Consider the following 22,951-nt stretch of genomic DNA (forward strand, 5'->3'; position numbering starts at 1 on the left):
GCAGCGGTACTTGAGCGCCGACCCCATTCCGGGGCGCCGCCGGGCAAGGAGGGCCGCATGACCGTACGGCGAGTAATGGGCATTGAGACGGAGTACGGGATCTCCGTCCCCGGTCACCCGAACGCCAATGCCATGCTCACCTCGTCCCAGATCGTCAACGCCTACGCGGCGGCGATGCACCGGGCGCGACGAGCCCGCTGGGACTTCGAGGAGGAGAATCCGCTGCGGGACGCCCGCGGCTTCGACCTCGCCCGCGAGGCCGCCGACTCCAGCCAGCTCACGGACGAGGATATCGGCCTGGCCAATGTCATCCTCACCAACGGGGCGCGGCTGTACGTCGACCACGCGCACCCCGAGTACAGCTCCCCGGAGATCACCAACCCGCGGGACGCCGTCCTCTGGGACAAGGCGGGGGAGCGGATCATGGCCGAGGCCGCCGAGCGCGCCGCCCAGCTGCCCGGAGCCCAGCCGATCCACCTCTACAAGAACAACACCGACAACAAGGGCGCCTCCTACGGCACCCACGAGAACTACCTGATGAAGCGGGAGACCCCCTTCTCGGACATCGTGCGCCACCTGACGCCCTTCTTCGTCTCCCGCCAGGTGGTCACCGGGGCGGGCCGGGTGGGCATCGGGCAGGACGGCCGGGAGCACGGCTTCCAGCTCAGCCAGCGCGCGGACTACTTCGAGGTCGAGGTCGGCCTGGAGACCACGCTCAAACGGCCCATCATCAACACCCGCGACGAGCCGCACGCGGACGCCGAGAAGTACCGCCGGCTGCATGTGATCATCGGCGACGCCAACCTCTCGGAGATCTCCACCTACCTCAAGCTCGGCACCACCGCCCTGGTGCTGTCGATGATCGAGGACCGCTTCATCACCGCCGACCTCGCCGTCGAGCAGCCCGTCCGCACCCTCCACCAGGTCAGCCACGACCCGTCCCTCAAGCGCCTGATCACGCTCCGTAGCGGACGCACGCTGACAGCCGTCCAGCTCCAGATGGAGTATTTCGAGCTGGCCCGCAAATACGTGGAGGACCGCTTCGGGGCGGACGCGGACGAGCAGACCAAGGACGTGCTCGGCCGCTGGGAGGACGTGCTCGGGCGGCTGGAGCACGACCCGATGAGCCTCGCCGGCGAGCTGGACTGGGTGGCCAAGCGCGAGCTGCTGGAGGGCTACCGCCGCCGGGACGGCCTGGACTGGGACGCGGCCCGGCTGCACCTGGTGGACCTGCAGTACGCGGACGTACGCGCCGACAAGGGCCTCTACAACCGCCTCGCGGCCCGCGGCAGGATGAAGCGCCTGCTGGACGAAACCGAGGTCGGGCGCGCCCGCACGGCACCGCCGGAGGACACCCGGGCGTACTTCCGGGGCCGCTGTCTCGAACAGTACGCCGACGACGTGGCGGCCGCGTCCTGGGATTCGGTGATCTTCGATCTGCCGGGCCGCGACTCCCTCCAGCGGGTGCCCACCCTGGAGCCGCTGCGCGGCACGCGCAACCACGTCAAGGAGCTCCTGGACCGCTGCCGCACCGCGGAGGAGCTGGTGCGGGTGCTTTCGGGCGGCTGAGGGGTCTTAAGAGGCGGGGGAACCGGGAATCATCACGGTGGTTCCGGGACGTTGTAGCAAGTACAGGGCCGATGTCGGACCCTGCTTGTAGGGTCTGAACGAGAACGTCCGATCTTGTACGTCGAACCGAGCGGGGTGAGGGATATGGCGACCAAGGACACCGGCGGCGGGCAGCAGAAGGCCACGCGATCCACGGAGGACGTGGAGGAGCAGGCGCAGGACGCGCAGGTCTCGGAGGATCTCAAGGAGCGGCAGGAGAAGCTCTCCGACGACGTCGACTCCGTGCTCGACGAGATCGACGACGTCCTCGAGGAGAACGCCGAGGACTTCGTCCGGAGCTTCGTGCAGAAGGGCGGCGAGTAGGCCGCTCGGCCTGTCGCGAGTACGGCCTGGTCAGGCCGAGTTGTCCGGCCCGGCGGGGTCGTGGGGAGGTCGCCGACGTGATCTGTCCCGCTGCTCCGTCCGGGCGGGTGGATCGCGATCAAGGGACGGGTAAGGTCCCTGGCGTACTGTGCTTCGGCCGCGGCGTCGGGGCATCACGATCGGGCGGAACGTCATGGGGGCGGGCCGCCGCATATGTGGAAGGAAACGCGTGGAAGCCAACACTCGTAGCACCGGGCGTCTGCCGGCGGCCTTCCTGACGCCCGGGTCCTCCTCGTTCATGGACTTCCTCGGCGCGCACTCGCCGGACCTCCTGCCGGGCAACCGCCCGCTGCCTCCGGTGAAGGGCGCCGTGGAGGCCCCGCACGGGACGACCATCGTCGCGGCGTCGTTCCCCGGCGGCGTGGTGCTGGCCGGTGACCGCCGGGCGACGATGGGCAATGTCATCGCGCAGCGCGACATCGAGAAGGTCTTCCCGGCCGACGAGTACTCCGCCGTCGGGATCGCGGGCACGGCGGGTCTCGCCGTGGAGATGGTCAAGCTCTTCCAGCTCGAACTGGAGCATTTCGAGAAGGTCGAGGGCGTCCAGCTCTCGCTGGAGGGCAAGGCCAACCGGCTGTCCACGATGATCCGCAGCAACCTCGGCATGGCCATGCAGGGCCTCGCCGTCGTCCCGCTCTTCGCCGGCTGGGACGTCGACCGGCAGAAGGGCCGGATCTTCTCCTACGACGTGACGGGCGGCCGCTCCGAGGAGCACGGCTTCGCGGCCACCGGCTCCGGATCGGTCTTCGCGCGCGGCTCGTTGAAGAAGCTCTTCCGCGAGGACCTGACGGAGAGTCAGACCGCCACGCTCGTCGTCCAGGCGCTCTACGACGCCGCCGACGACGACTCCGCGACGGGCGGGCCCGACCTCGCGCGCCGCATCTATCCGATCGTCACCGTCATCACCGACGAGGGCTTCCGGAAGCTGACCGAGGCGCAGTGCTCCGAGATCGTCCGCGCGATCCACGACCGGCGGCTCGAGGAGCCGGACGGGCCGCGCGCCGCACTGCTCTGAGGTTTTTCGGAATGTACTCGTCTATGACAGAAAGGGACGGATAGCCGGTGTCGACGCCGTTCTATGTCTCACCCCAGCAGGCCATGGCCGACCGCGCCGAGTACGCCCGCAAGGGCATCGCGCGTGGCCGCAGCGTCGTCGTGCTCCAGTACGCCGACGGCGTCGTCTTCGTGGCCGAGAACCCGTCCCGCGCGCTGCACAAGGTCAGCGAGATCTACGACCGGATCGCCTTCGCGGCGGTGGGGAAGTACAACGAGTTCGAGAACCTCCGGATCGGCGGCGTCCGCTACGCCGACCTGCGGGGCTATACCTACGACCGTGACGACGTCACCGCCCGTGGCCTCGCCAATGTCTACGCCCAGACGCTGGGCACCATCTTCTCCAGCGCCGGGGAGAAGCCGTACGAGGTCGAGCTGATCGTCGCCGAGGTCGGGGCCGGCCCCGAGGACGACCAGATCTACCGCCTGCCGCACGACGGCTCCATCGTCGACGAGCACGGCTCGGTCGCGGTCGGCGGCAACGCCGACCAGATCAGCAGCTATCTCGACCAGCGGCACCGGGACGGGATGACCCTGGCCGAGGCGCTCAAGCTCGCGGTCGAGTCCCTCACCCGGGACAACAACGGCGGGGAGCGCACGCTCACCGCCGAGCAGCTGGAGGTCGCCGTCCTGGACCGGACGCGGCCCCAGCAGCGCAAGTTCAAGCGGCTGCTGGGCCGTCAGCTGTCCCGCCTGCTGGACGGGGAGTCGGCTCCGGTCGACTCCGAGGAGAGCGCGGCGGACGAGCCGGACGCCGACTCCACCGAGAGCTGACGCTCCGCCCTCAGAGGCCGGGCGGGCCGGATCCTCCGGCCCGCCCGGCCTCTGCCGTGCTGCCCCGCACCACCAGCTCGACCGGCAGGGCGGGCGCCGGGGTGGCGCGGCCGTCGAGCACCGCCATCAGCGTGCGCATGCCCGCCTCGCCGACGGCCTCCGCGGGCAGCCGGACGGTGGTCAGCTCGGGCTCGACGGCCGTCGCCAGGGAGAGGTCGTCGAAGCCGGTCACCGAGACGTCGTCGGGCACCCGCAGCCCGAGCCGCCGGGCCGCCTTGCAGGCGCCCGCCGCCAGGATGTCGTCGTCGCAGATCAGCGCGGTCGGCCGGGCGCCGGGCCGGGTGAGGGCGCGCTCCGCGGCCCGCAGGCCGTCGGCGACGGCGAGGGCGGCGGGCTCGGTGTGCAGCTCGGCGCCGGGCACTCCGCGCAGGGCGTCGGCGAGCGCCCCGGCCCGTACGTGGAAGGTCCACGAGTCGACGTCGGCCGCCAGGTGCGTGAAGCGCCGGTGGCCGAGCGAGAGCAGGTGCTCGGTCACCTTCCGCATGCCGTCGGCGATGTCGAAGTTGACGGTCGCCGCCGTCTCGGCGCGCCGGGGGTCGCTGTCGAGCATGACCAGCGGCAGCCCGCCCTCGCGGATGGCGGCCAGGGCGTCCGCCGCCATGGAGGAGGCGATGATTCCGTCGAGCGTGGCACGCGCTGAGGCGAAGGGGTCGCGGGCGGGGCCGACGCCCTCCGGGGAGGGATAGAGGAGCACGCCGACGCCGTGTTCGGCGGCGACGCGGGCCGCGCCGGTGTAGACGCGGGCGAAGAATTCGTTGGTGAGCGCCGGGACGACCAGCAGGGCCGTCCTGGCCCGGCCGAGCCGGAGGTTGCGGGCGGCGAGGTTGGGGCGGTAGCCCAGGCTGCGGGCCGCGGACCGCACGGCCTCGGCGGTCCGCTCGGAGACCCGCCCGCGCCACTTCTCACCCATGACGAGCGAGACGGTCGCCTGCGAGACGCCCGCGACCCGCGCCACGTCCCGACTGGTGGCCCGGGCACCGGCCCGCGCCCCCCGAATGCTGGGCCACCGCCCGGCGACCCGGCCGGACTCGCCTTCCGGCCGCCCGGCCCGTGCCTCATCGGCCCGGGGGCCCGCCGCGGCGGCATGGCCGTCGTCCCCGGCCTCGGCCGCACCGGCGCGGGGGCCCGGGTGGCCGGCTCGCACCCCGTCGTCCCGGGGCTCCGCCGCAGCGGCACCGCCGTCGGGCGCCCGCAGTCGCTCCTCGCTCGCGCGGCCGCGACGGCCGCTCGGCGCGGGCCTGTCACCGTCGGCCGACGGCATCGCCCCGCCGGCCTCGTCATCGCTCGCCCGCTGGCGCTCGTCGGCCGCGTGGCCGACGCTCTCGCCCGCACCGTTGCGCCCCCCGCTCGCCCCCGCCGGGTCCGGGCGCCCGCCCCGTGGCTCGCCGGCGCCCCCGTCCGCCCGGCCGTCCGCCCCTACGTCGTCCGTCCGCCGAGACCCACTCGACACTGGCAGCCTCCCCGTCCACATCGCTCGCCGCAGGCGGCCCGGTGGACCGGCTCGGCCTCATCATGGTACGTATAACGTCAACGGTTATACGTAAAACCCGACGCTCGGGAAGAGGCTCGGGAAGAGAGTTGGAGTCATCGATGGCGGCCGGTTACGGCGACATGCTCAGGACGCGGTACGCGGCGCGTCTGCTGACCGGCACCCTCGTGGGGCGGTTGCCGAACGCCACCGCCGCGCTCGCGATCGTGCTGTTCGTGCGCGCCGAGGGCGGCAGCCTCGCGCTGGCCAGTGCCCTCTCCGCCGTCTACGGCGTGGCCAACGCCGTCGGCCAGCCGCTGCTCGGCCGGGCCGTCGACCTCCACGGCCAGCCGAAGGTGATGTTCCCCGCGGCCGTGCTGTCCGCGCTCGGCATGACCCTCTTCGCCGTCGGGAGCCTCGACCCGCTGCCGCTGCCCTACCTCGCCATGGTCGTGGCCGGCTTCTTCACGCCCCCGCTGGAGGGCGGGCTGCGCGCGCTGTGGCCCTCGGTGCTCAAGGACGAGGGGCGCATCCACGCCGCGTACTCCCTCGACGCCATCGCGCAGGAAGTGATGTACGTCGTCGGGCCGTTGATCATCACCGGCTTCGTCGCCTGCTGGTCCCCGGCCGGCGCGCTCTACGTCATCAACCTGCTCGGCGTGCTCGGCGCGCTCGCCGTCGTCACCTCGCCGCCCTCGCGGCAGTGGCGCAGCGAGCCCCGCGACGCGCACTGGCTGGGCGCGCTGCGCTCGCGTGGACTGCTGGTGCTGCTCGGGGCGTTCTTCTGCATCGGTTCGGCGCTGGGCTCGATCGCCCTGGCGGCCGTCGCCTACGGCGGCGACCACGGCGGCGACACGGTCGCCGGCTATCTGCTCTCCGCCCTCGGCGTGGGCGCCCTCATCGGCGGCACGATCTACGGCGCCCGCCAGTGGCCGGGCAGCCCGGAGCAGCGGCTGCGGGTGCTCGTGGCCGGGCTCGCGGTCTGCTACGTACCGCTGCTGCTGGTCCCCGGCGTGGTCGCGATGACGGTGCTCGCCGGTGTGGCGGGTGTCTTCCTGGCGCCGTCGCTGGCCTGTGCGTTCGTCGTCGTCGACCGGCACGCGCTGCGCGGCACGGTGACCGAGGCGTTCTCCTGGCTGGTGACGTCCTTCGGTGTGGGCGCGGCCATCGGCACGGCACTCGCGGGTCCGGCGGTGGAGAACGGCGGCGGTGTCACGGCGGGGTTCGCGGTCGCGGTGTGCGGTGGATTCGCCGCGCTGCTGGTGCTGGTCCTCGCCCGGCGCGCCCTGCGGGCCCCGGAGGTCGAGTCCACCGTCGTGGCCCGGTCGGAAAATGATCGGAACGGTGCGGTCGAACCCGGTTTCAGCACAGGGGTTCAGGCGTAATGTTCAGGCATGGACCGCCGCATTTTCGGGCTGGAGAACGAGTACGGCGTCACGTGCACGTTCAGGGGACAGCGCCGACTGTCACCTGACGAAGTGGCGCGCTACCTCTTCCGCCGTGTCGTTTCCTGGGGGCGCAGCAGCAATGTCTTCCTGCGCAACGGTGCTCGTCTCTATCTGGATGTGGGTTCGCACCCCGAATACGCGACTCCGGAGTGCGACAGTGTGATCGAGCTGGTCACCCACGACAAAGCGGGCGAGCGCATTCTCGAAGGACTCCTCGTCGATGCCGAACGGCGCCTGCACGAGGAGGGGATCGCGGGCGACGTCTATCTGTTCAAGAACAACACCGACTCGGCCGGAAACTCCTACGGTTGCCATGAAAACTATCTCGTGGCCCGGCACGGCGAGTTCTCCCGCCTGGCGGACATCCTCATTCCCTTCCTCGTCACCCGGCAGCTGCTGTGCGGCGCGGGCAAGGTGCTCCAGACCCCGCGCGGCGCCGTCTACTGCGTGAGCCAGCGCGCGGAGCACATCTGGGAGGGCGTCAGCTCCGCGACGACGAGATCGCGTCCGATCATCAACACCCGGGACGAGCCGCACGCGGACGCCGAGCGCTACCGCCGCCTGCATGTGATCGTCGGCGACTCGAACATGTCCGAGACGACGATGCTGCTGAAGGTGGGCGCCACCGACCTCGTGCTGCGGATGATCGAGGCCGGGACGGTGATGCGCGACCTGACCCTGGAGAATCCGATCCGGGCGATCCGCGAGGTCAGCCACGACATCACCGGCCGCCGCAAGGTGCGGCTGGCCAGCGGCCGCGAGGCGTCGGCCCTGGAGATCCAGCAGGAGTATTACGAGAAGGCCGTCGACTTCTGCGAGCGCCGCGGCATCCGCACGGGCACGGTCGAGCGGGTCCTGGAGCTGTGGGGCCGCACCCTGGAGGCGATCCGCGACGAGGACCTCGACCGGATCGACACCGAGATCGACTGGGTGATGAAGTACCGCCTCATCGAGCGGTACCGCGCGAAGAACAACATCACCATGTCGCACCCGCGGATCGCTCAGATAGACCTCGCGTACCACGACATCCACCGCCGCCGCGGGCTCTACTACCTCCTGGAGAAGCGCGGCCAGGCGGCCCGGGTGTGCAACGACCTGAAGATCTTCGAGGGCAAGTCGGTGCCCCCGCAGACCACTCGGGCCCGGCTGCGCGGTGACTTCATCCGGCGGGCTCAGGAGCAGCGCCGTGACTTCACCGTCGACTGGGTGCACCTGAAGCTCAATGACCAGGCGCAGCGCACGGTGTTGTGCAAGGACCCGTTCCGTTCGGTGGACGACCGGGTGGAGAAGCTGATCGCCGGGATGTAGTTCCGTCCGTCGTCCGTCACGGCAGCGCGCCGGGGCCGCACCCCGGCGCGCTGCCGTGTCGGGCAACGGTTGATCCAGGTGGCTCAGGCCGTAGAGTGGCGGGCACTGCTCAGACCCCCCTAGCCCGAGTTGGACTGATGAACCTCACGAAGAACACGCGTCGCCTCGCTGCGGCGTTGGCCGTGCCTGTCCTGCTGTTCACTGCCGCGGCGTGCGGGTCCGACGACGGCGGTTCGTCCGACTCCAAGGTCAAGGTGTCGGGGAACTTCGGGGACAAGCCGGACATCTCCGCGCCGAAGGACGCCAAGGCCGGTGACAAGGTCGCCACGAAGACCTTGGTCGAGGGCAAGGGCGACACCGTGCAGAAGGGCGCGTTCGTCCGCCTCGACTACGTGGGTCAGGCGATGAAGTCGGACAAGCCGCTCGTCAGCAGCTGGATGTCCCCGACCGGTGGCGCCGAGAAGGGCCCCCGGCGCCAGGCCGTGGCGCAGACCGGCCAGCCCGGCCGCGAGCTGCCCACGAAGGTGCTCGACGAGGTCGTCGGCAAGAAGGCCGGCACCCGGATCGAGGTCGAGGGCACCGCCAAGGCGCTGGTGGGCGAGGAGCTCAACCCGCAGGCCGGGGTCGCCCCCGAGGACGGCCTGGTGTGGGTCATCGACATCGTCGGGACGCAGAAGGTCGACCCGAAGAGCGAGGCCAAGGGCGAGCAGGCCAAGCCGGATTCGGGCATGCCCGAGGTGAAGGCCCCGTCGCAGAAGGCCGCGGAGATCACCATCCCCAAGGACGAGAAGGCGCCCACCGACCTCAAGCAGCAGCTGCTGATCAAGGGCAACGGCCCGGAGATCAAGGCCGGTGACGGTCTGATCGCGCAGTACACGGGCGTGAAGTGGGAGGACGGCAAGAAGTTCGACTCCTCCTGGGACCACGGTGGCGCGATCGCCTTCCAGATCGGCACCGGCTCGGTCGTCCAGGGCTGGGACAAGGGCCTGGTCGGCAAGCACGTCGGCGATCGCGTCGAGCTGGTCATCCCGCCGAAGCTGGGCTACGAGGGCCAGGCACAGAGCGGCCTCGACAAGAACACCCTCGTCTTCGTCGTGGATATCGTGGGCAAGGTCTGATCCACCGGGCCGATCTGCCAGACTTGCACGGTTGTTTTTCAAGATTCGTTCGTAGGAGCACTTTCGTGAGCATCGACAAGCCCGAGGTCGACTTCCCGGGTGGCGAGCCGCCGGCCGGCCTTGAGATCAAGGACATCTGGGAGGGTGACGGCGCGGTCGCCGAGGCCGGTGCCATGGTCCGCGTCCACTACGTGGGCGTGTCCTTCTCCACCGGTGAGGAGTTCGACGCGAGCTGGAACCACGGCCAGCCGCTCCAGTTCAAGCTGGGCGCCGGCCAGGTCATCGCGGGCTGGGACCAGGGCGTCCAGGGCATGAAGGTCGGCGGCCGCCGCCAGCTGATCATTCCCCCGCACCTCGCCTACGGCGACCGCGGCGCCGGCGGCAAGATCGCCCCGGGCGAGACGCTGATCTTCGTCTGCGACCTGATCTCCGTCTGAGACCCGGTGCGCAAGCCGGTCCCCGGACCGGCCTGAGCGCGGGCCGAGGGCCCATGCCTGCGGGCATGGGCCCTCGGCTTTTGTCGTACGACCGCCGAGCGGTACGGTCAACGGTTGAGAGCACAAGTAGAGAGGGCGTCGATGGCGATTGCCAAGGCCGAGCGGCTGATGAACCTGGCGCTGTGCCTGCTGGGCACGCGTCGTCCGCTCAGCAAGCGGGAGCTGCGGACCTCGATCGAGGCCTACCTCGAGGCCTTCGGGCCGGGACACGGCACCGGCCCCGGCCCGGGGCGGACCACGGCCTCGGCCGGCGACGGCACCGGCAACGGCGGCGATGACGCCTTCAATCGCATGTTCGAGCGCGACAAGGAAGACCTCCGCGAGCTCGGCCTGATCATCGAGACCGTGGAGAGCGTCGACGGCGAGACCGGCTACCTCGCCCGCCGCGACAGCAACCGCCTCCCTCCGGTCACCCTCGACGTCGAGGAGGCCGCCGCCCTGGGCCTGGCCGCCAAGGTCTGGCAGCAGGCCCGCCTCGCCGGTGCCGCCAGCGGTGCGCTCCAGAAGCTGCGCGCCGCGGGGATGCCGCTCGCGGAGGATCCGTACGAGGGCAACCTGGCGCTCGAACCGCGCATCCCCGTCCACGAGGCGGCCTTCGAACCGCTGATGCTCGCCGCCCGCGACCGCCGCCCCGTCACCTTCGACTACCGCAAGGCCAACGCCGCGCGCCCCGAGCAGCGGCACGTCGAGCCTTGGACGCTGGAGTGCTGGCGCGGCCACTGGTATCTCGCGGGCTGGGACCGCGACCGCGGTGCCGAGCGGGTCTTCCGGCTCTCCCGGATCACCGGCCGGGTGCGCTCGCGCGGCATCCCCTTCACCGCCCCCGTGCCCGACCACGTGACCGTCCGCGGCACGGTCGAGAGCTGGGCGGGGGAGACCGCGACCGGCACCGCCCGGATCAAGGTGCGGGCCGGCCACGGCTATCCGCTGCGCGCCCGCGCCCTCGCCGCCCGCGACCTGGGCGACGGCTGGGACGAGCTGGAGATTCCGTACGGCCACGGGCTGGACGCCTGGCTGGTCGAGTTCGGCCCGGACGTGATCGTGCTGGAACCCGCCGAACTGCGGGCCGACGTACTTGACCGGCTGCGCGCCGTGGCCAAGGGCTGAGACCGAAGCAGGACACAAGCAGGAAAGGGGACGGACCCACTCTTATGGCCGGAAACGCCATTGACCAGACCCGGCGGATGCTGTCGCTGGTCACCTACCTGCGGGAGCGCCCCGGCGCCCGGGTCGCCGACGTCGCGCGCGCCTTCGGGATCACCGAGGACGAGCTGATCGGCGACCTCGACGTGCTGCCGATGTGCGGCACCAGCTTCCGCGGCGGTGACCTGCTGGACATCGACACCGACGGCGACCGCATCTGGTGGCACAACCCGGACGCCTCCGGCACGAGCACCGGCGAGCCGCTGCGGCTCGCCGCCGACGAGGCCACCGCGCTGCTGGTCGCCGCGCGCGCCGTGGCGACCCTGCCCGGCCTGCGCGAGGGCGACCGGCAGGCGCTGGTGCGCGCCACCGCCAAGATCGAGGCCGCGGCGGGCGAGGCGGCCGGTGCCAGCTCCCGCCTGTCGGTCACCTTCGAGTCCGAGGGCGGCGTCTTCGCCGACGTCGACCGGGCCATCGCCGAGCGCCGCCGGGTGTGGCTGCGCTACTACTCTCCCGCCCGCGACGAGCTCACCGAGCGCGAGGTCGACCCGATCCGGCTGTTCGCCGTCGGCCACACCTATATGGAGGCGTGGTGCCGGCTGTCGGAGGCGCGGCGCACGTTCCGCCTCGACCGGGTGGCCGAGATCAGGATCCTCGGCGAGCGCTCCGACCCGCCGCCCGTGGAGCTGCGGGACCTCTCCGCGGGCCTGGTCCAGCCGGCGGCCGAGGACCCGGAGGTCGTCATCGAGGTCGGGCCCGGCGGCCGCTGGGTCGCGGAGTATTACCCGCACGACAGCGCCGAGGAGCTGCCCGAGGGGGGCTTGCGGATCACGCTGCGCACCCCCGACCCCGCGTCGCTGCGCCGGCTGGCGCTGCGGCTCGGCCGCGACGGGCGGATCGTCACCCCGCCGGAGCTGGCGGAGAGCGCGCGCGACGCGGCCCGTGAGGCCCTCGCGGCGTACGGCGAGTGACCACGGTGGTTTCGGGGAGAGGGGCGGGACGCATGGGTGGGGACGTACTGGACGCCGGACGGGCCGTGGCCGCGATCTTCAAGGCGGCGTGCCCGGACTGCCGGGGGCGCTTCGAGCTGGCGGCCGGGGCGCTGCGGCTGGCGATCGGCGCGAGCGACCGGACGACCTTCTACTCCTTCACCTGCCCCGACTGCGGCGCCGCCGTCCGCAAGCCGGCCGGGGAGCGGATCATCGAGCTGCTCACGGGTGGCGGAGTGCGCACGCTGCGGTTGCACTCGTCGGTGTGACGCCCGGGTCCGGCGGCCGTCCGGCCCGCCCTTTCCGGCCGTCCCGCACACCCCGATAGGCTCGTTCCCATGTTCTGGCCCATGCTCGCCATCGCCCTCGCCTTCTGCGGCATCGCCGTGCTCGGCGTGCTCGCCGCCCGGGTCCTCGTGGAGGTGCGGCGCCTGGCCCGGCAGGTGTCCGAGAGCTCGGTGCGGATCACCCGCGCGGCCGAGGACCTCGAACGGGCGGCGACCCCGCTGGCCGGCCAGGCCGCGTCCGCTTTCCGCCAGGACTGAGCGCAGGCCGCGGCGGGAGTGGCAGGGGGCGGCCGCAGCACTCTCCTGTGGCCCGGACGCTGGCGGTACGCTGTTTCGGGCGGCCCTGCTGACGAGGCGGAGGGCCGCAACCGGGCGTACGTGCGGGGATTGCCCAGCGTTTACCCCTGCGCGTTACGATCGCTGCCGTACAGCTGGTGGACAAATGTCCGATCAGTCGGCAGTACCCACACCCATGCCGCTTCGGTGAGAAGGTAAACGCATATGTTCGGAAGGCTCGGCGCCCCCGAGATCATCCTCATCCTCGTCGTCGTTGTCCTGCTGTTCGGTGCGAAGAAGCTCCCGGACATGGCGCGCTCCCTCGGCAAGTCCGCCCGGATCCTCAAGAGCGAGGCCAAGGCCATGCGCTCGGAGGGCCAGGACAACGCTTCCGCCCCGGCCGACCCGCCCGCCGACTCCCAGGCCCCCCGTACGATCAAGGCCGCGCCCGGCGACGTCACCGCCCGTCCGGTGAACGAGCCCAGCGACCGTACGCCGCAGCACTGATCCAGGGACGATTGGGACGGCCGCCCGTGGCGACCGTCTGCCGCACGAGATAGGGACGTGGGTTGCCCAAGTCTGCCCGCAAGAAGGAGAAGGACCCCGAGGGGCGGATGCCGCTCGCGGACCACCTGCGTGAACTGCGCAACCGCCTCGCGAAGGCCGTGCTGGCCATCGTCGTGGTCGCCATCGTCGCCGCGTTCTACAACAAGCAGATCATGGACTTCCTGTCCAGCCCCGTGCCCAAGTGCCCGGGCCGTGATCTGGCCCAGAGCCACGGCGGCAATTGCGCGGTCCTGACGTTCAACAGCCTCTCCGCGCCGTTCACGACGGTGGTGAAGGTGTGCCTGCTCGCGGGCGTCACCGTCTCCTCCCCGGTCTGGCTCTACCAGCTGTGGGCGTTCCTCGCGCCCGGACTGCACAAGAACGAGAAGAAGTACACGATCGCCTTCGTGGCGACCGCCGCCCCGCTCTTCGTCGCGGGCGCCTACCTGGCGTACCTGATCATGCCCGCCAGCATGCGGGTGCTGCTCAGCGTCACCCCGGAGACCGCGGCCAACACCCTCGGCCTGAACGACATCCTCGACTTCACCGTCCGGATGATCCTCGTCTTCGGCCTCTCCTTCGAGCTGCCGCTGATCCTGGTCATGATGAACATGGTCGGCATGGTCTCGGGCAGGACCATGCTCAAGTGGTGGCGCGGTGTCGTCATGGGCACCTTCGTCTTCGGTGCCGTCGCGACGCCGAGCACCGACCCCTTCGGCATGTGCGTCCTCGCCGTCCCGATCAGCATCCTGTACTTCGGTGCCGTCGGCTTCGCGATCCTCAACGACAAGCGCCGGGACCGCGCCAACCCCGACCACCTCCTCGACGACGACGAGGCGGCACCGCTGGACCTGACCCCGCAGCCCGTCGGCGACTCCGAGCCGATGCCCTCGCTGCCGGCCCGCCCGGCCGACGGCCACGGCGCCGAACCGGTCCGCCGCAACGGCTACGACGACGTCACCTGACGTCCCGCGGCGGCCACCGGGCCGCACGCACCGCACACCGCAGGGGCGGCCGCTGTCACAGCGGCCGCCCCTCGGCGTCACCGGCACCCGGCCCGCTCGATAAAGATCGGGTGCGCTGTCAGGGGTCCCCGGTAGGCTCGTACACAAGATGACCGACGACATGTCCCCTGCTGAGCGCTACGCCCTGTCCCGGGCCCGCGCCGCCGAGCAGGCCACCGCGCTCGCCCCCTTCCGCGAGATGTACGAATTCGAGCTCGACCCCTTCCAGATAGAGGCGTGCCAGGCCCTGGAAGCGGGCAAGGGCGTGCTGGTCGCGGCGCCCACCGGCTCGGGCAAGACCATCGTGGGCGAGTTCGCCGTCCACCTCGCCCTCACGCAGGGCCGCAAGTGCTTCTACACCACGCCGATCAAGGCGCTGTCGAACCAGAAGTACAGCGATCTCGTCAAGCGCTACGGCGCCGCCAAGGTCGGCCTGCTGACCGGTGACAACAGCGTCAACGCCGACGCCCCGGTGCTCGTGATGACCACCGAAGTGCTGCGCAACATGCTCTACGCCGGCTCCCAGGCGCTGAACGGCCTCGGCTATGTGGTCATGGACGAGGTGCACTATCTCTCCGACCGCTTCCGCGGCGCCGTCTGGGAGGAGGTCATCATCCACCTCCCGGACTCGGTGACGCTGGTGTCCCTGTCGGCCACCGTCTCCAACGCCGAGGAGTTCGGCGACTGGCTGGACACCGTCCGCGGCGACACCGAGGTGATCGTCTCCGAGCACCGGCCCGTGCCGCTGTGGCAGCACGTGCTCGCCGGGCGGCGGATGTACGACCTCTTCGAGGAGAAGGAAGGCGCCACCGGCACCAGGCGCGAGGTCAACCCCGACCTGGTGCGGCTGGCCCGGATGGAGAACAGCCGACCCTTCGGCGGCCGCGACCGGCGCCGCGGCAAGAACCTCCGCGAGGCCGACCGCGAGCGCGAGCGCCGCCAGCGCAGCCGGATCTGGACCCCCAGCCGCGTCGAGGTCATCGAGCGGCTCGACGCCGAGGGCCTGCTGCCCGCCATCACCTTTATCTTCAGCCGGGCCGGCTGCGAGGCCGCCGTCCAGCAGTGCATGTACGCAGGGCTGCGGCTCAACGACACCGAGGCGCGGGCCAGGGTCCGCGAGATCGTCGAGGAGCGCACCGCCTCGATCCCCGACGAGGACCTCCACGTCCTCGGCTACTTCGAGTGGCTGGAGGGGCTGGAGCGGGGCATCGCCGCGCACCACGCCGGGATGCTGCCCACCTTCAAGGAGGTGGTCGAGGAGCTCTTCGTCAAGGGCCTGGTCAAGGCCGTCTTCGCCACCGAGACCCTCGCGCTCGGCATCAACATGCCGGCCCGCTCGGTCGTCCTGGAGAAGCTCGTCAAGTGGAACGGCGAGCAGCACGCCGACATCACCCCCGGTGAGTACACCCAGCTGACCGGCCGCGCCGGGCGGCGCGGCATCGACGTCGAGGGGCACGCGGTCGTCCTGTGGCAGCGCGCCATGGACCCCGGCGCGCTCGCCGGCCTGGCCGGCACGCGTACGTATCCGCTGCGGTCGAGCTTCAAGCCGTCGTACAACATGGCGGTCAACCTCGTCTCGCAGTTCGGCAGGCACCGCTCGCGCGAGCTCCTGGAGACCTCCTTCGCGCAGTTCCAGGCGGACAAGTCCGTCGTCGGCATCTCCCGGCAGGTGCAGAAGAACGAGGAGGGCCTGGCGGGCTACCGCGAGGCCGTCACCTGCCACCTCGGCGACTTCGAGGAGTACGCGCGGCTGCGCCGCGAGCTCAAGGACCGCGAGACCGAGCTGGCCAAGCAGGGCGCCACCCAGCGCAGGGCGGCAGCCGCCGCGGCGCTGGAGAAGCTCAAGCCGGGCGACGTCATCCACGTGCCCGCCGGGAAGTACGCCGGCCTCGCCCTCGTGCTCGACCCCGGGCTGCCTGCGGGCCGCACCGACCGGCACCGCGGCTTCGACCCGCACGACGGGCCCCGCCCGCTGGTGCTCACCGCGGAGCGGCAGGTCAAGCGGCTGGCGCCGATCGACTTCCCGGTGCCGGTGGAGGCCCTGGAGCGGATGCGCGTCCCGAAGTCCTTCAACGCCCGCAGCCCGCAGTCCCGGCGCGACCTCGCCTCCGCGCTGCGCACCAAGGCCGGGCACATCGTGCCCGACCGGCACCGCAAGCAGCGGGCCGCGGCCGCCGACGACGCCGAGATCACCCGGCTGCGCACGGCCATCCGCGCGCATCCGTGCCACGGCTGCGACGACCGCGAGGACCACGCCCGCTGGGCCGAGCGCTATCACCGTCTGCTGCGGGACACGCGCCAGCTGGAGCGGCGCATCGAGGGCCGGACGAACACGATCGCCCGCACCTTCGACCGCATCTGCCGCCTCCTGACCGACCTCGGCTATCTGCGCGCCGACGAGGTCACCGAGGACGGCCGCCGGCTGGCGCGGCTCTACGGCGAGCTGGACCTGCTGGCCTCGGAGTGCCTGCGCGACGGCGTATGGGACGACCTCAAGCCGGCGGAGCTCGCGGCGTGCGCCTCGGCGCTGGTCTACGAGGCGCGCATGGCCGACGACGCGGCACCGCCCAAGCTGCCCGCGGGCCCGGCGCAGGCCGCGCTCGGCGAGATGATCCGGATCTGGGGCCGTCTCGACGCCCTGGAGGAGGAACACAAGATCAACCAGGCGGAGGGCGTCGGCCAGCGCGAGCCGGACCTGGGCTTCGCCTGGGCCGCGTACCGGTGGGCGCAGGGGCACGGCCTGGACGAGGTGCTCCGCGACATCGAGATGCCGGCGGGCGACTTCGTCCGCTGGTGCAAGCAGCTGATCGACGTCCTCGGCCAGATCGCCGCGGCGGCGCCACAGGGCAGTCCGGTGGCACGCAATGCGCGCAAGGCGGTTGATGGGTTGCTGCGGGGTGTGGTGGCGTACTCGTCGGTGGGGTGAACCGGGGCGCGCCCCGGACCCCGGCTGCGGGTTCGTTGCGCCTGCGGCGGGCTTGTTCCCCAGCCCCGCCCCTTCCCGAAACCGGGGAGACCCCGGACCCCCGCAACACGCTTCGCGCGTTGTCCTCAAACGCCGGACGGGCTGGATATCCAGCCCGTCCGGCGTTTGAGGACGCGGCCGCAGGCCGCTCCCGCCGCAGGCGGCAACGGTGCGTCACCAACCCCCGTCCGACTCCTCCGCCTTCGCCAAGCGCGAGCGCCGCCGCACCAACGCATACGTCCCCAGAGCGGTCAGTGCCGCCGCGGCGAGGGCCGAGCCCGCGCTCACAGCGATGAGAGTTCCCGTGCTCATGCCGGAGGAGCCGGAGTCCTGGTCCTCCTGGAGCGCGGCCTCGCTCGTCTTGTCGACGGCGTCGTCGTAACTCCTGGGCCCGGCGCAGAAGTCACGGTTGCCGGGGTCCATCTCCGGCACCACGGTCAGGTCGACGGTCCGCACGGCCTTGCCCTCGCCGTGGTCCTTGAGGGCGACCGGATACGTGCCGGGTGTGATGTCGCAGAGGACGACGGCCGCGGCCACGGCGTAGCGCTGCGCGTCCCTGCCCTCCCGGAACCGCTTCGCCTTGATCTTGATCGTCTTGGCGAAGGCCGGGGATTCCAGCGTCACATAGCCGTTGTTGTCGTCGAGGGTCCCGTCCTGCACCGTCACGGTGAACGTGGCCTCCCGCCCCCGCTGCGTGGGCTGCTGGCCGGTGACCGTCCAGGAAGGATCGGCGAAGGCGCCGGGGGCGGCTATGAGCACGAGCGCGGTGGTGGCCGCGCTCGCGAGGGCCATGCGGGCAGGGGTCTTCATGCGGTGAGGATATCGACGGCGGCAAGACCCGCCGCTAGGCGCCGGCGGCCTCCTGCTCCGCCTCCACCTGCTGGTTCCACTCCCGCTTCGACGCCTGCCAGCCGTCCTCGTCGTGGCCGCGGCGCCAGTAGCCGGATATCGACAGACGCTCGCGCGGCACCTCGCGCTCGACCCGCAGGAAGCGCCGGAGCTCCTTCACGAAGCCCGCCTCGCCGTGGACGAAGGCGTGGACGTTCCCGGGCGGGAAGTCCAGCGAGCACACCGCCTTGACCAGCGCCTCGCCCACCGGGGCGCCGTCGCGGTGCAGCCAGGTGACTTCGACGCCCTCGGGCAGGTCCAGGCGCTGCTCCTCCGCCGCGTCCGCGACCTCGACGAAAGCGTGCACCGGCACCCCGGCGGGGATCCGCTCCAGCGCCGCGGCGATCGCGGGCAGGGCGCTCTCGTCGCCCGCCAGGAGGTGCCAGTCGGCGGCCGGGTCGGGGGAGTAGGCGCCGCCGGGGCCGAGGAAGCGGATCTCCGCACCCGGCTGGACGGAGGCCGCCCAGGGGCCGGCGAGGCCCTGGTCACCGTGGACGACGAAGTCGATCACCAGCTCGCGCCGCTCGCGGTCGAAGGACCGCACGGTGTACGTCCGCGTGCTGGGCCACTGCTCGCGCGGCAGGTCGCGGCGGATGACCTCCATGTCGAACGGCTCCGGGTGGACGGCGCCGGGCACCGGGAAGAGCAGCTTGACGTAGTGGTCGCTGTGCTCGCCGGCCCCGAAGTCCGCGAGACCCTCACCGCCCAGGACCACCCGCACCATGTGCGGCGTCAGCCGCTCGGTGCGCACCACCTGCGCGCGAGTGAGCTGCGGCTTCTTCCGGACGGGACGGTCTGCCATAGCTGTCTCCCCTGTTCGACGCGCTGGCGGGGACGCCCGGAAAACGGGCATCCTGCTAAGTAAGGCACACCTAACTTAGCAGGGCCGGTCCGCGAGCACCGTCAGAAGCCGCTGGAGCGAACCGCCCAGCCCCCACTGCTCGGCGAGCGCCTCCAGCGCCATCGGGTCGCGCGGCTCGGTGGGCAGCGCCGCGTCGAAGGGGGCCAGCGGCACGTCCGACGCGACCCGTACGACCTTCGGCGCGACCGCCAGATACGGGCGGGCCTCCAGCAGCCGCTTGCGCTGCGTCGGGGTGAGCTTGGCCGCCGGGTCGTCGGCCGCGGCCATGATCCCGGCCAGGTCGCCGTGGGCGGCCAGCAGCTTCGCCGCCGTCTTCTCGCCGATGCCCGGCACGCCCGGCAGGCCGTCGCTGGGGTCGCCCCGCAGCAGGGCGAGATCGGCATACCCCGCGCCGTCCACCCCGTACTTCTCCCGCAGCAGCGCCTCGTCCACGGTCTGGAGGGTGCCGACGCCCTTGAGCGGATAGAGGACCCGCACCCCGCGCCGGTCGTCCACCAGCTGATAGAGGTCGCGGTCGCCCGTGACGATGTCCACCGGGCCGGCCGCCCGGCCCGCGAGGGTGCCGATCACGTCGTCCGCCTCGTACCCCACGGCGCCGAGTCGGGCGATGCCCACCGCGTCCAGCACGCTCTCGATCACCGGCACCTGCGGGGAGAGCGTGTCCGGGGTCTCCTCCTCGTCTGGCCCGCCCTCGATCTCCTCGGCGACCCGGTGCGCCTTGTAGGAGGGGATCAGGTCGACCCGCCACTGCGGCCGCCAGTCGAAGTCCATGCAGGCCACCAGGTCGTCGGGCTGGTGGTCCTGGACCAGGCGGGCGATGAAGTCGAGCAGGCCGCGCACCGCGTTCACCGGGGTGCCGTCCGGGGCCCGCACGGTGTCCGGCACACCGAAATAGGCGCGGAAATACAGGGAAGCGGTGTCGAGGAGCATCAGGCGTCGCGTCACGGGTCGATGATGCCGCATCCCACTGACACTCCCCGGACAGTTCCGGGGCGGACATGTGAACCGGATCACTGTTCCGTTTGCCCGGATTGATCGTGGGCAGGCGCGGCACCGGAGCGGACCTCGCCGCCACGCAAGGCGCGGCGGGCACGCGGACCGATACCGCACCGCTCCACGTCCGGGCCCGCACGGGGGCAGCCGGGACGTTCCTGAGTTCGACCCGAGAGGTGTATGTGTCCAGGCTTCACGCCGAGCACCTGTACAAAGTGTTCGGCAAACGACCCGAAGCGGCCGTCCAGCGGCTCGAAGGCGGCGCGAGCCGCGACGAGCTGCGCGCGGACGGCACCACCGCGGCGGTCATCGACGCCTCCTTCGAGGTGGAGGCCGGCCAGATCTTCGTGGTGATGGGTCTCTCCGGATCCGGCAAGTCCACGCTGCTGCGCATGCTCAACGGCCTGCTGGAACCGACCGCCGGACGTGTCCTCTACGACGGTCAGGACCTGACCGCGCTCTCGCCCCGCGAGCTGCGCGAGGTCCGTTCCCGCAGCATCAGCATGGTCTTCCAGCACTTCGCGCTCTTCCCGCACCGCAGCGTGCTGGAGAACGCCGCGTACGGCCTGGAGGTCCAGGGCGTGCCCCGCAAGGAGCGCGAGGAGCGGGCCGCGGAGTCCCTGGAGCTCGCGGGCCTCAAGGGCTGGGAGACCTCCTGGCCCGACGAGCTGTCCGGCGGCATGCAGCAGCGCGTGGGCCTCGCCCGCGCGCTGGCCACCGACGCCGACCTGCTGCTGATGGACGAGTCCTTCAGCGCCCTCGACCCGCTGATCCGCCGTGACATGCAGGACCAGCTGCTGGACCTCCAGACGCGGCTGAAGAAGACCATCGTCTTCATCACCCACGACCTCAACGAGGCCATGCGCCTGGGCGACCGGATCGCCGTCATGCGCGACGGCCGGATCGTGCAGAACGGCACCGCCGAGGACATCCTCGTCCGGCCCGCCAACGACTACGTCGCCTCCTTCATCCAGGACGTCGACCGCTCCCGGGTGCTCACCGCCGGGTCGATCATGGCCGAGTCCACGACCCCCGGCAGCGCGCGCGAGATCATCGCCGCCGCGCCCGCCACGGTCACCGCCGAGACCCCCGTGCACGAGCTGTTCGCCCCCTTCTCGCACAGCGACCTCCCCGTCGCCGTCACCGACGAGCGCGGCGAGCTGACCGGTGTGGTCACCCGTGACCGCCTCCTGTCGGCCCTCGGCGACGAGCCGAAGGTCGTCCCGCAGCAGGCCGCCCCCGAGGCCACCGAGCCGAAGACGGAGGTGACCGCCCGTGCCTAGGATCCACTTCGGCAACTGGGTCGAGTCCGCCGTCAGCTGGCTCCAGACCCACCTCAGCTGGCTCTTCGACGCCATCAACACCGTGCTGACCGGGGCCTACGACGGTGTCGGCACCGTGCTCGGCGGCCCGCACCCGCTGATCATGGCGGGCATCCTCGCCGTGATCGCCTGGTGGCTGCGCGGCCTCCTGCCCGCCGTCCTCACCTTCGCCGGCCTCGCGCTCGTCGACTCCTTCGGCCTGTGGGACCGCGCGATGTCGACGCTCTCCCTCGTCCTCGTCGCGAGCCTGATCACTCTGGTGATCGCCGTGCCGCTGGGCATCTGGGCCGCACGCAGCCGGACCGTGAGCAGCACGCTGCGCCCGGTCCTGGACGTCATGCAGACGATGCCCGGCTTCGTCTATCTGATCCCCAGCGTCATGTTCTTCTCCATCGGGCCCATCCCCGGCCTGATCGCGACCGTGGTCTTCTCGATGCCGCCGGGCGTGCGGATGACCGAGCTCGGCATCCGCCAGGTCGACGGCGAACTCGTCGAAGCCGCCAAGGCGTTCGGCACCACGCCGCGCGACACCCTCACCCGGGTCCAGCTGCCCCTCGCCCTGCCCACGATCATGGCGGGCATCAACCAGGTGATCATGCTGGCGCTGTCCATGGTCGTCATCTCCGGCATGGCGGGCGCGGGCGGTCTCGGCGAGGCTGTCTACGCGGCGGTCACCCAGGTCGACATCGGCGGCGGTGTGGAGAGCGGCCTCGCCGTCGTCATCCTCGCCATCTATCTGGACCGCATGACCGGCGCGCTCAACCAGCGGGTCTCCCCGCTCGGCCGCCGGGCCCTGGCCAAGGCGGCGGCGACGGCGCGGGGCGCCTCGTTCCTGCGCTACCGCCCCGGCACGGCCGTGGCCACCGTCGGCGTCGTCGTCCTCGCGCTGATCGCGGGCGGCATGAACCTCGCCGGGAGCGGCGACGGCAAGCACCACGTGGCCGCCGGCAAGAACGTCGGCGACGGCAAGCAGATCAAGCTCGGCTACTTCCCCTGGGACGAGGCCGTGGCCACCACGTACCTCTGGCAGAACATCCTGGAGGACCGGGGCTACAAGCCGGACGTCAAGCAGCTCGACCCCGGCCCGCTCTACACCGCGCTCGCCCAGGGCCAGATGGACGTGCAGTTCGACTCCTGGCTGCCCACGACGCACAAGCAGTACTGGGACCGCTACGCGAACCAGCTCACCGACCTCGGCTCCTGGTACGGGCCGACGTCGCTGGAGCTCTCCGTGCCGTCCTACGTCAAGGGCATCGACTCGCTCGCCGACCTCAAGGGCAAGGGCGCGCAGTTCGGCGGGAAGATCATCGGCATCGAGTCCAGCGCCGGGATGATGGGCACCCTCAACGACAAGGTGCTCAAGGCCTACGGCCTGGACGGCGAGTACAAGGTCGTCTCCTCCTCGACCGCCACGATGCTCGCCGAGCTGGACCGCGCGGTCAAGAAGAAGGAGCCGATCGTCACGACCCTGTGGACCCCGCACTGGGCCTACGGGAAGTACGACCTCAAGAAGCTCAAGGACCCGCGGGGCGCCTGGGGCAAGGGCGAGCAGCTCCACACCGTCGCCAAGAAGGACTTCGGCAAGGACTTCCCGCAGGCCGCGGAGTGGCTGAAGAACTTCAAGATGTCGGAGAAGGAACTGGCGTCCCTGGAGGTCGCGATCAAGGACGGCGGCAAGGGCCACGAGAAGGAGTCCGCTCGCCGCTGGCTCGACGCGAACCCGGGCTTCGAGGACAGGCTGGCGCCGGTGCCGGCGAAGTAGTCCGGGGCTGGGTGGGGGGGGGGTGCCGCTTGCGGCGCTTTGTTCCCCACCCCGCCCCTTCCCGAAGCGGGGGGCCACCCCCCCCACCCCCCGACCCCGCGCCGCGCGGTGTCCTCAAACACCCCCCCCAACCACCCCCCCACACCCTCCCGGGGTGCCCCCCCAGGTGCCCCCCACCGGCGGAAAAAAAATGCGC

General features: G+C 71.4%; 21 protein-coding genes. 17 read left to right on the forward strand and 4 right to left on the reverse strand.

Annotated elements, in window-relative coordinates; translation table 11 throughout:
* Positions 1–57: 57 nt before the first annotated feature.
* From dop to prcA, 4 genes are all read left to right on the forward strand, one after another.
* Positions 58–1,569 carry a depupylase/deamidase Dop gene (gene dop, locus ACFY1P_RS17740; RefSeq protein ID WP_390751075.1) on the forward strand — a complete coding sequence of 504 codons (1,512 nt, stop codon included), beginning with the start codon at positions 58–60 and terminating at the stop codon, positions 1,567–1,569.
* Positions 1,570–1,713: 144 nt separating this feature from the next.
* Entirely contained in the window at positions 1,714–1,932 is a 219-nt protein-coding gene (locus ACFY1P_RS17745; RefSeq protein WP_058045164.1) for a ubiquitin-like protein Pup, read from the forward strand.
* A 229-nt stretch (positions 1,933–2,161) separates the two neighbouring features.
* Complete coding sequence (prcB, locus tag ACFY1P_RS17750) at positions 2,162–3,007, forward strand: proteasome subunit beta (RefSeq protein ID WP_361534371.1); 846 nt, start codon at positions 2,162–2,164, stop codon at positions 3,005–3,007.
* A gap of 47 nt (positions 3,008–3,054) precedes the next feature.
* The gene (prcA, locus tag ACFY1P_RS17755) at positions 3,055–3,819 is read left to right on the forward strand and encodes a proteasome subunit alpha (RefSeq protein ID WP_361534373.1); all 765 of its coding nucleotides are present in this window, start codon (positions 3,055–3,057) and stop codon (positions 3,817–3,819) included.
* A 10-nt stretch (positions 3,820–3,829) separates the two neighbouring features.
* Here prcA and ACFY1P_RS17760 read toward each other — a convergent pair whose 3' ends face one another.
* Positions 3,830–4,834 carry a LacI family DNA-binding transcriptional regulator gene (locus ACFY1P_RS17760; protein WP_390751086.1) on the reverse strand — a complete coding sequence of 335 codons (1,005 nt, stop codon included), beginning with the start codon at positions 4,832–4,834 and terminating at the stop codon, positions 3,830–3,832.
* Between the two features lie 635 nt (positions 4,835–5,469).
* On the opposite strand from ACFY1P_RS17760, the gene ACFY1P_RS17765 reads away from it, so the two are divergent.
* From ACFY1P_RS17765 to ACFY1P_RS17815, 11 genes are all read left to right on the forward strand, one after another.
* On the forward strand, positions 5,470–6,732 hold the full coding sequence (locus ACFY1P_RS17765) for an MFS transporter (protein ID WP_361535503.1): 1,263 nt from the start codon (positions 5,470–5,472) through the stop codon (positions 6,730–6,732).
* A gap of 9 nt (positions 6,733–6,741) precedes the next feature.
* Positions 6,742–8,103 (forward strand): Pup--protein ligase, encoded by a 1,362-nt coding sequence (gene pafA / locus ACFY1P_RS17770; RefSeq protein ID WP_361535500.1) that lies wholly within the window; start codon positions 6,742–6,744, stop codon positions 8,101–8,103.
* Between the two features lie 137 nt (positions 8,104–8,240).
* Positions 8,241–9,221, forward strand: coding sequence for an FKBP-type peptidyl-prolyl cis-trans isomerase (locus tag ACFY1P_RS17775; RefSeq protein WP_361533779.1), 981 nt, complete (start codon positions 8,241–8,243; stop codon positions 9,219–9,221).
* A gap of 65 nt (positions 9,222–9,286) precedes the next feature.
* Complete coding sequence (locus ACFY1P_RS17780) at positions 9,287–9,658, forward strand: FKBP-type peptidyl-prolyl cis-trans isomerase (RefSeq protein WP_361533782.1); 372 nt, start codon at positions 9,287–9,289, stop codon at positions 9,656–9,658.
* 141 nt (positions 9,659–9,799) lie between these two features.
* Positions 9,800–10,825, forward strand: a complete 1,026-nt coding sequence (locus ACFY1P_RS17785) for a WYL domain-containing protein (protein ID WP_361533785.1) — start codon at positions 9,800–9,802, stop codon at positions 10,823–10,825.
* Between the two features lie 44 nt (positions 10,826–10,869).
* Entirely contained in the window at positions 10,870–11,832 is a 963-nt protein-coding gene (locus tag ACFY1P_RS17790; RefSeq protein ID WP_361533788.1) for a WYL domain-containing protein, read from the forward strand.
* Between the two features lie 32 nt (positions 11,833–11,864).
* A complete protein-coding gene (locus ACFY1P_RS17795) occupies positions 11,865–12,119 on the forward strand; it encodes a hypothetical protein (RefSeq protein WP_361533791.1) in 255 nt (84 codons plus the stop codon).
* A gap of 69 nt (positions 12,120–12,188) precedes the next feature.
* Positions 12,189–12,395, forward strand: a complete 207-nt coding sequence (locus ACFY1P_RS17800; protein ID WP_361533794.1) for a hypothetical protein — start codon at positions 12,189–12,191, stop codon at positions 12,393–12,395.
* Between the two features lie 243 nt (positions 12,396–12,638).
* The gene (gene tatA, locus ACFY1P_RS17805) at positions 12,639–12,920 is read left to right on the forward strand and encodes a Sec-independent protein translocase subunit TatA (protein ID WP_361533797.1); all 282 of its coding nucleotides are present in this window, start codon (positions 12,639–12,641) and stop codon (positions 12,918–12,920) included.
* Positions 12,921–13,027: 107 nt separating this feature from the next.
* Positions 13,028–13,924, forward strand: coding sequence for a twin-arginine translocase subunit TatC (tatC, locus tag ACFY1P_RS17810; RefSeq protein ID WP_361533803.1), 897 nt, complete (start codon positions 13,028–13,030; stop codon positions 13,922–13,924).
* Positions 13,925–14,072: 148 nt separating this feature from the next.
* Positions 14,073–16,889, forward strand: a complete 2,817-nt coding sequence (locus ACFY1P_RS17815; RefSeq protein WP_390751076.1) for a DEAD/DEAH box helicase — start codon at positions 14,073–14,075, stop codon at positions 16,887–16,889.
* 213 nt (positions 16,890–17,102) lie between these two features.
* Here the strand turns inward: ACFY1P_RS17815 and ACFY1P_RS17820 are convergent, their stop codons facing one another.
* From ACFY1P_RS17820 to ACFY1P_RS17830, 3 genes are all read right to left on the reverse strand, one after another.
* On the reverse strand, positions 17,103–17,738 hold the full coding sequence (locus tag ACFY1P_RS17820) for a hypothetical protein (RefSeq protein ID WP_361526299.1): 636 nt from the start codon (positions 17,736–17,738) through the stop codon (positions 17,103–17,105).
* Between the two features lie 34 nt (positions 17,739–17,772).
* A complete protein-coding gene (locus ACFY1P_RS17825; protein WP_390751077.1) occupies positions 17,773–18,618 on the reverse strand; it encodes a siderophore-interacting protein in 846 nt (281 codons plus the stop codon).
* A 75-nt stretch (positions 18,619–18,693) separates the two neighbouring features.
* Positions 18,694–19,608 (reverse strand): 5'-3' exonuclease, encoded by a 915-nt coding sequence (locus ACFY1P_RS17830; RefSeq protein ID WP_361526375.1) that lies wholly within the window; start codon positions 19,606–19,608, stop codon positions 18,694–18,696.
* Between the two features lie 245 nt (positions 19,609–19,853).
* Between ACFY1P_RS17830 and ACFY1P_RS17835 the strand changes: the two genes are divergently transcribed.
* Positions 19,854–20,954: a glycine betaine/L-proline ABC transporter ATP-binding protein gene (locus ACFY1P_RS17835; protein ID WP_390751078.1), complete on the forward strand. Its 1,101-nt coding sequence runs from the start codon at positions 19,854–19,856 to the stop codon at positions 20,952–20,954.
* Positions 20,947–22,755, forward strand: coding sequence for an ABC transporter permease/substrate binding protein (locus ACFY1P_RS17840; RefSeq protein ID WP_390751079.1), 1,809 nt, complete (start codon positions 20,947–20,949; stop codon positions 22,753–22,755). The genes ACFY1P_RS17835 and ACFY1P_RS17840 overlap by 8 nt, the downstream gene beginning before the upstream one ends.
* Positions 22,756–22,951 lie beyond the last annotated feature (196 nt).

This window comes from Streptomyces sp. NPDC001407 (assembly GCF_042895325.1).
Lineage (GTDB): Bacteria > Actinomycetota > Actinomycetes > Streptomycetales > Streptomycetaceae > Streptomyces.

Coding starts and splice junctions, on each gene's coding strand:
- dop (WP_390751075.1), top strand. CDS start 58: ATGACCGTACGGCGAGTAATGGGCATTGAGACGGAGTACGGGATCTCC.
- ACFY1P_RS17745 (WP_058045164.1), top strand. CDS start 1,714: ATGGCGACCAAGGACACCGGCGGCGGGCAGCAGAAGGCCACGCGATCC.
- ACFY1P_RS17765 (WP_361535503.1), top strand. CDS start 5,470: ATGGCGGCCGGTTACGGCGACATGCTCAGGACGCGGTACGCGGCGCGT.
- pafA (WP_361535500.1), top strand. CDS start 6,742: ATGGACCGCCGCATTTTCGGGCTGGAGAACGAGTACGGCGTCACGTGC.
- ACFY1P_RS17775 (WP_361533779.1), top strand. CDS start 8,241: ATGAACCTCACGAAGAACACGCGTCGCCTCGCTGCGGCGTTGGCCGTG.
- ACFY1P_RS17785 (WP_361533785.1), top strand. CDS start 9,800: ATGGCGATTGCCAAGGCCGAGCGGCTGATGAACCTGGCGCTGTGCCTG.
- ACFY1P_RS17790 (WP_361533788.1), top strand. CDS start 10,870: ATGGCCGGAAACGCCATTGACCAGACCCGGCGGATGCTGTCGCTGGTC.
- ACFY1P_RS17795 (WP_361533791.1), top strand. CDS start 11,865: ATGGGTGGGGACGTACTGGACGCCGGACGGGCCGTGGCCGCGATCTTC.
- ACFY1P_RS17800 (WP_361533794.1), top strand. CDS start 12,189: ATGTTCTGGCCCATGCTCGCCATCGCCCTCGCCTTCTGCGGCATCGCC.
- tatA (WP_361533797.1), top strand. CDS start 12,639: ATGTTCGGAAGGCTCGGCGCCCCCGAGATCATCCTCATCCTCGTCGTC.
- tatC (WP_361533803.1), top strand. CDS start 13,028: ATGCCGCTCGCGGACCACCTGCGTGAACTGCGCAACCGCCTCGCGAAG.
- ACFY1P_RS17815 (WP_390751076.1), top strand. CDS start 14,073: ATGACCGACGACATGTCCCCTGCTGAGCGCTACGCCCTGTCCCGGGCC.
- ACFY1P_RS17820 (WP_361526299.1), bottom strand. CDS start 17,738: ATGAAGACCCCTGCCCGCATGGCCCTCGCGAGCGCGGCCACCACCGCG.
- ACFY1P_RS17825 (WP_390751077.1), bottom strand. CDS start 18,618: ATGGCAGACCGTCCCGTCCGGAAGAAGCCGCAGCTCACTCGCGCGCAG.
- ACFY1P_RS17830 (WP_361526375.1), bottom strand. CDS start 19,608: ATGCTCCTCGACACCGCTTCCCTGTATTTCCGCGCCTATTTCGGTGTG.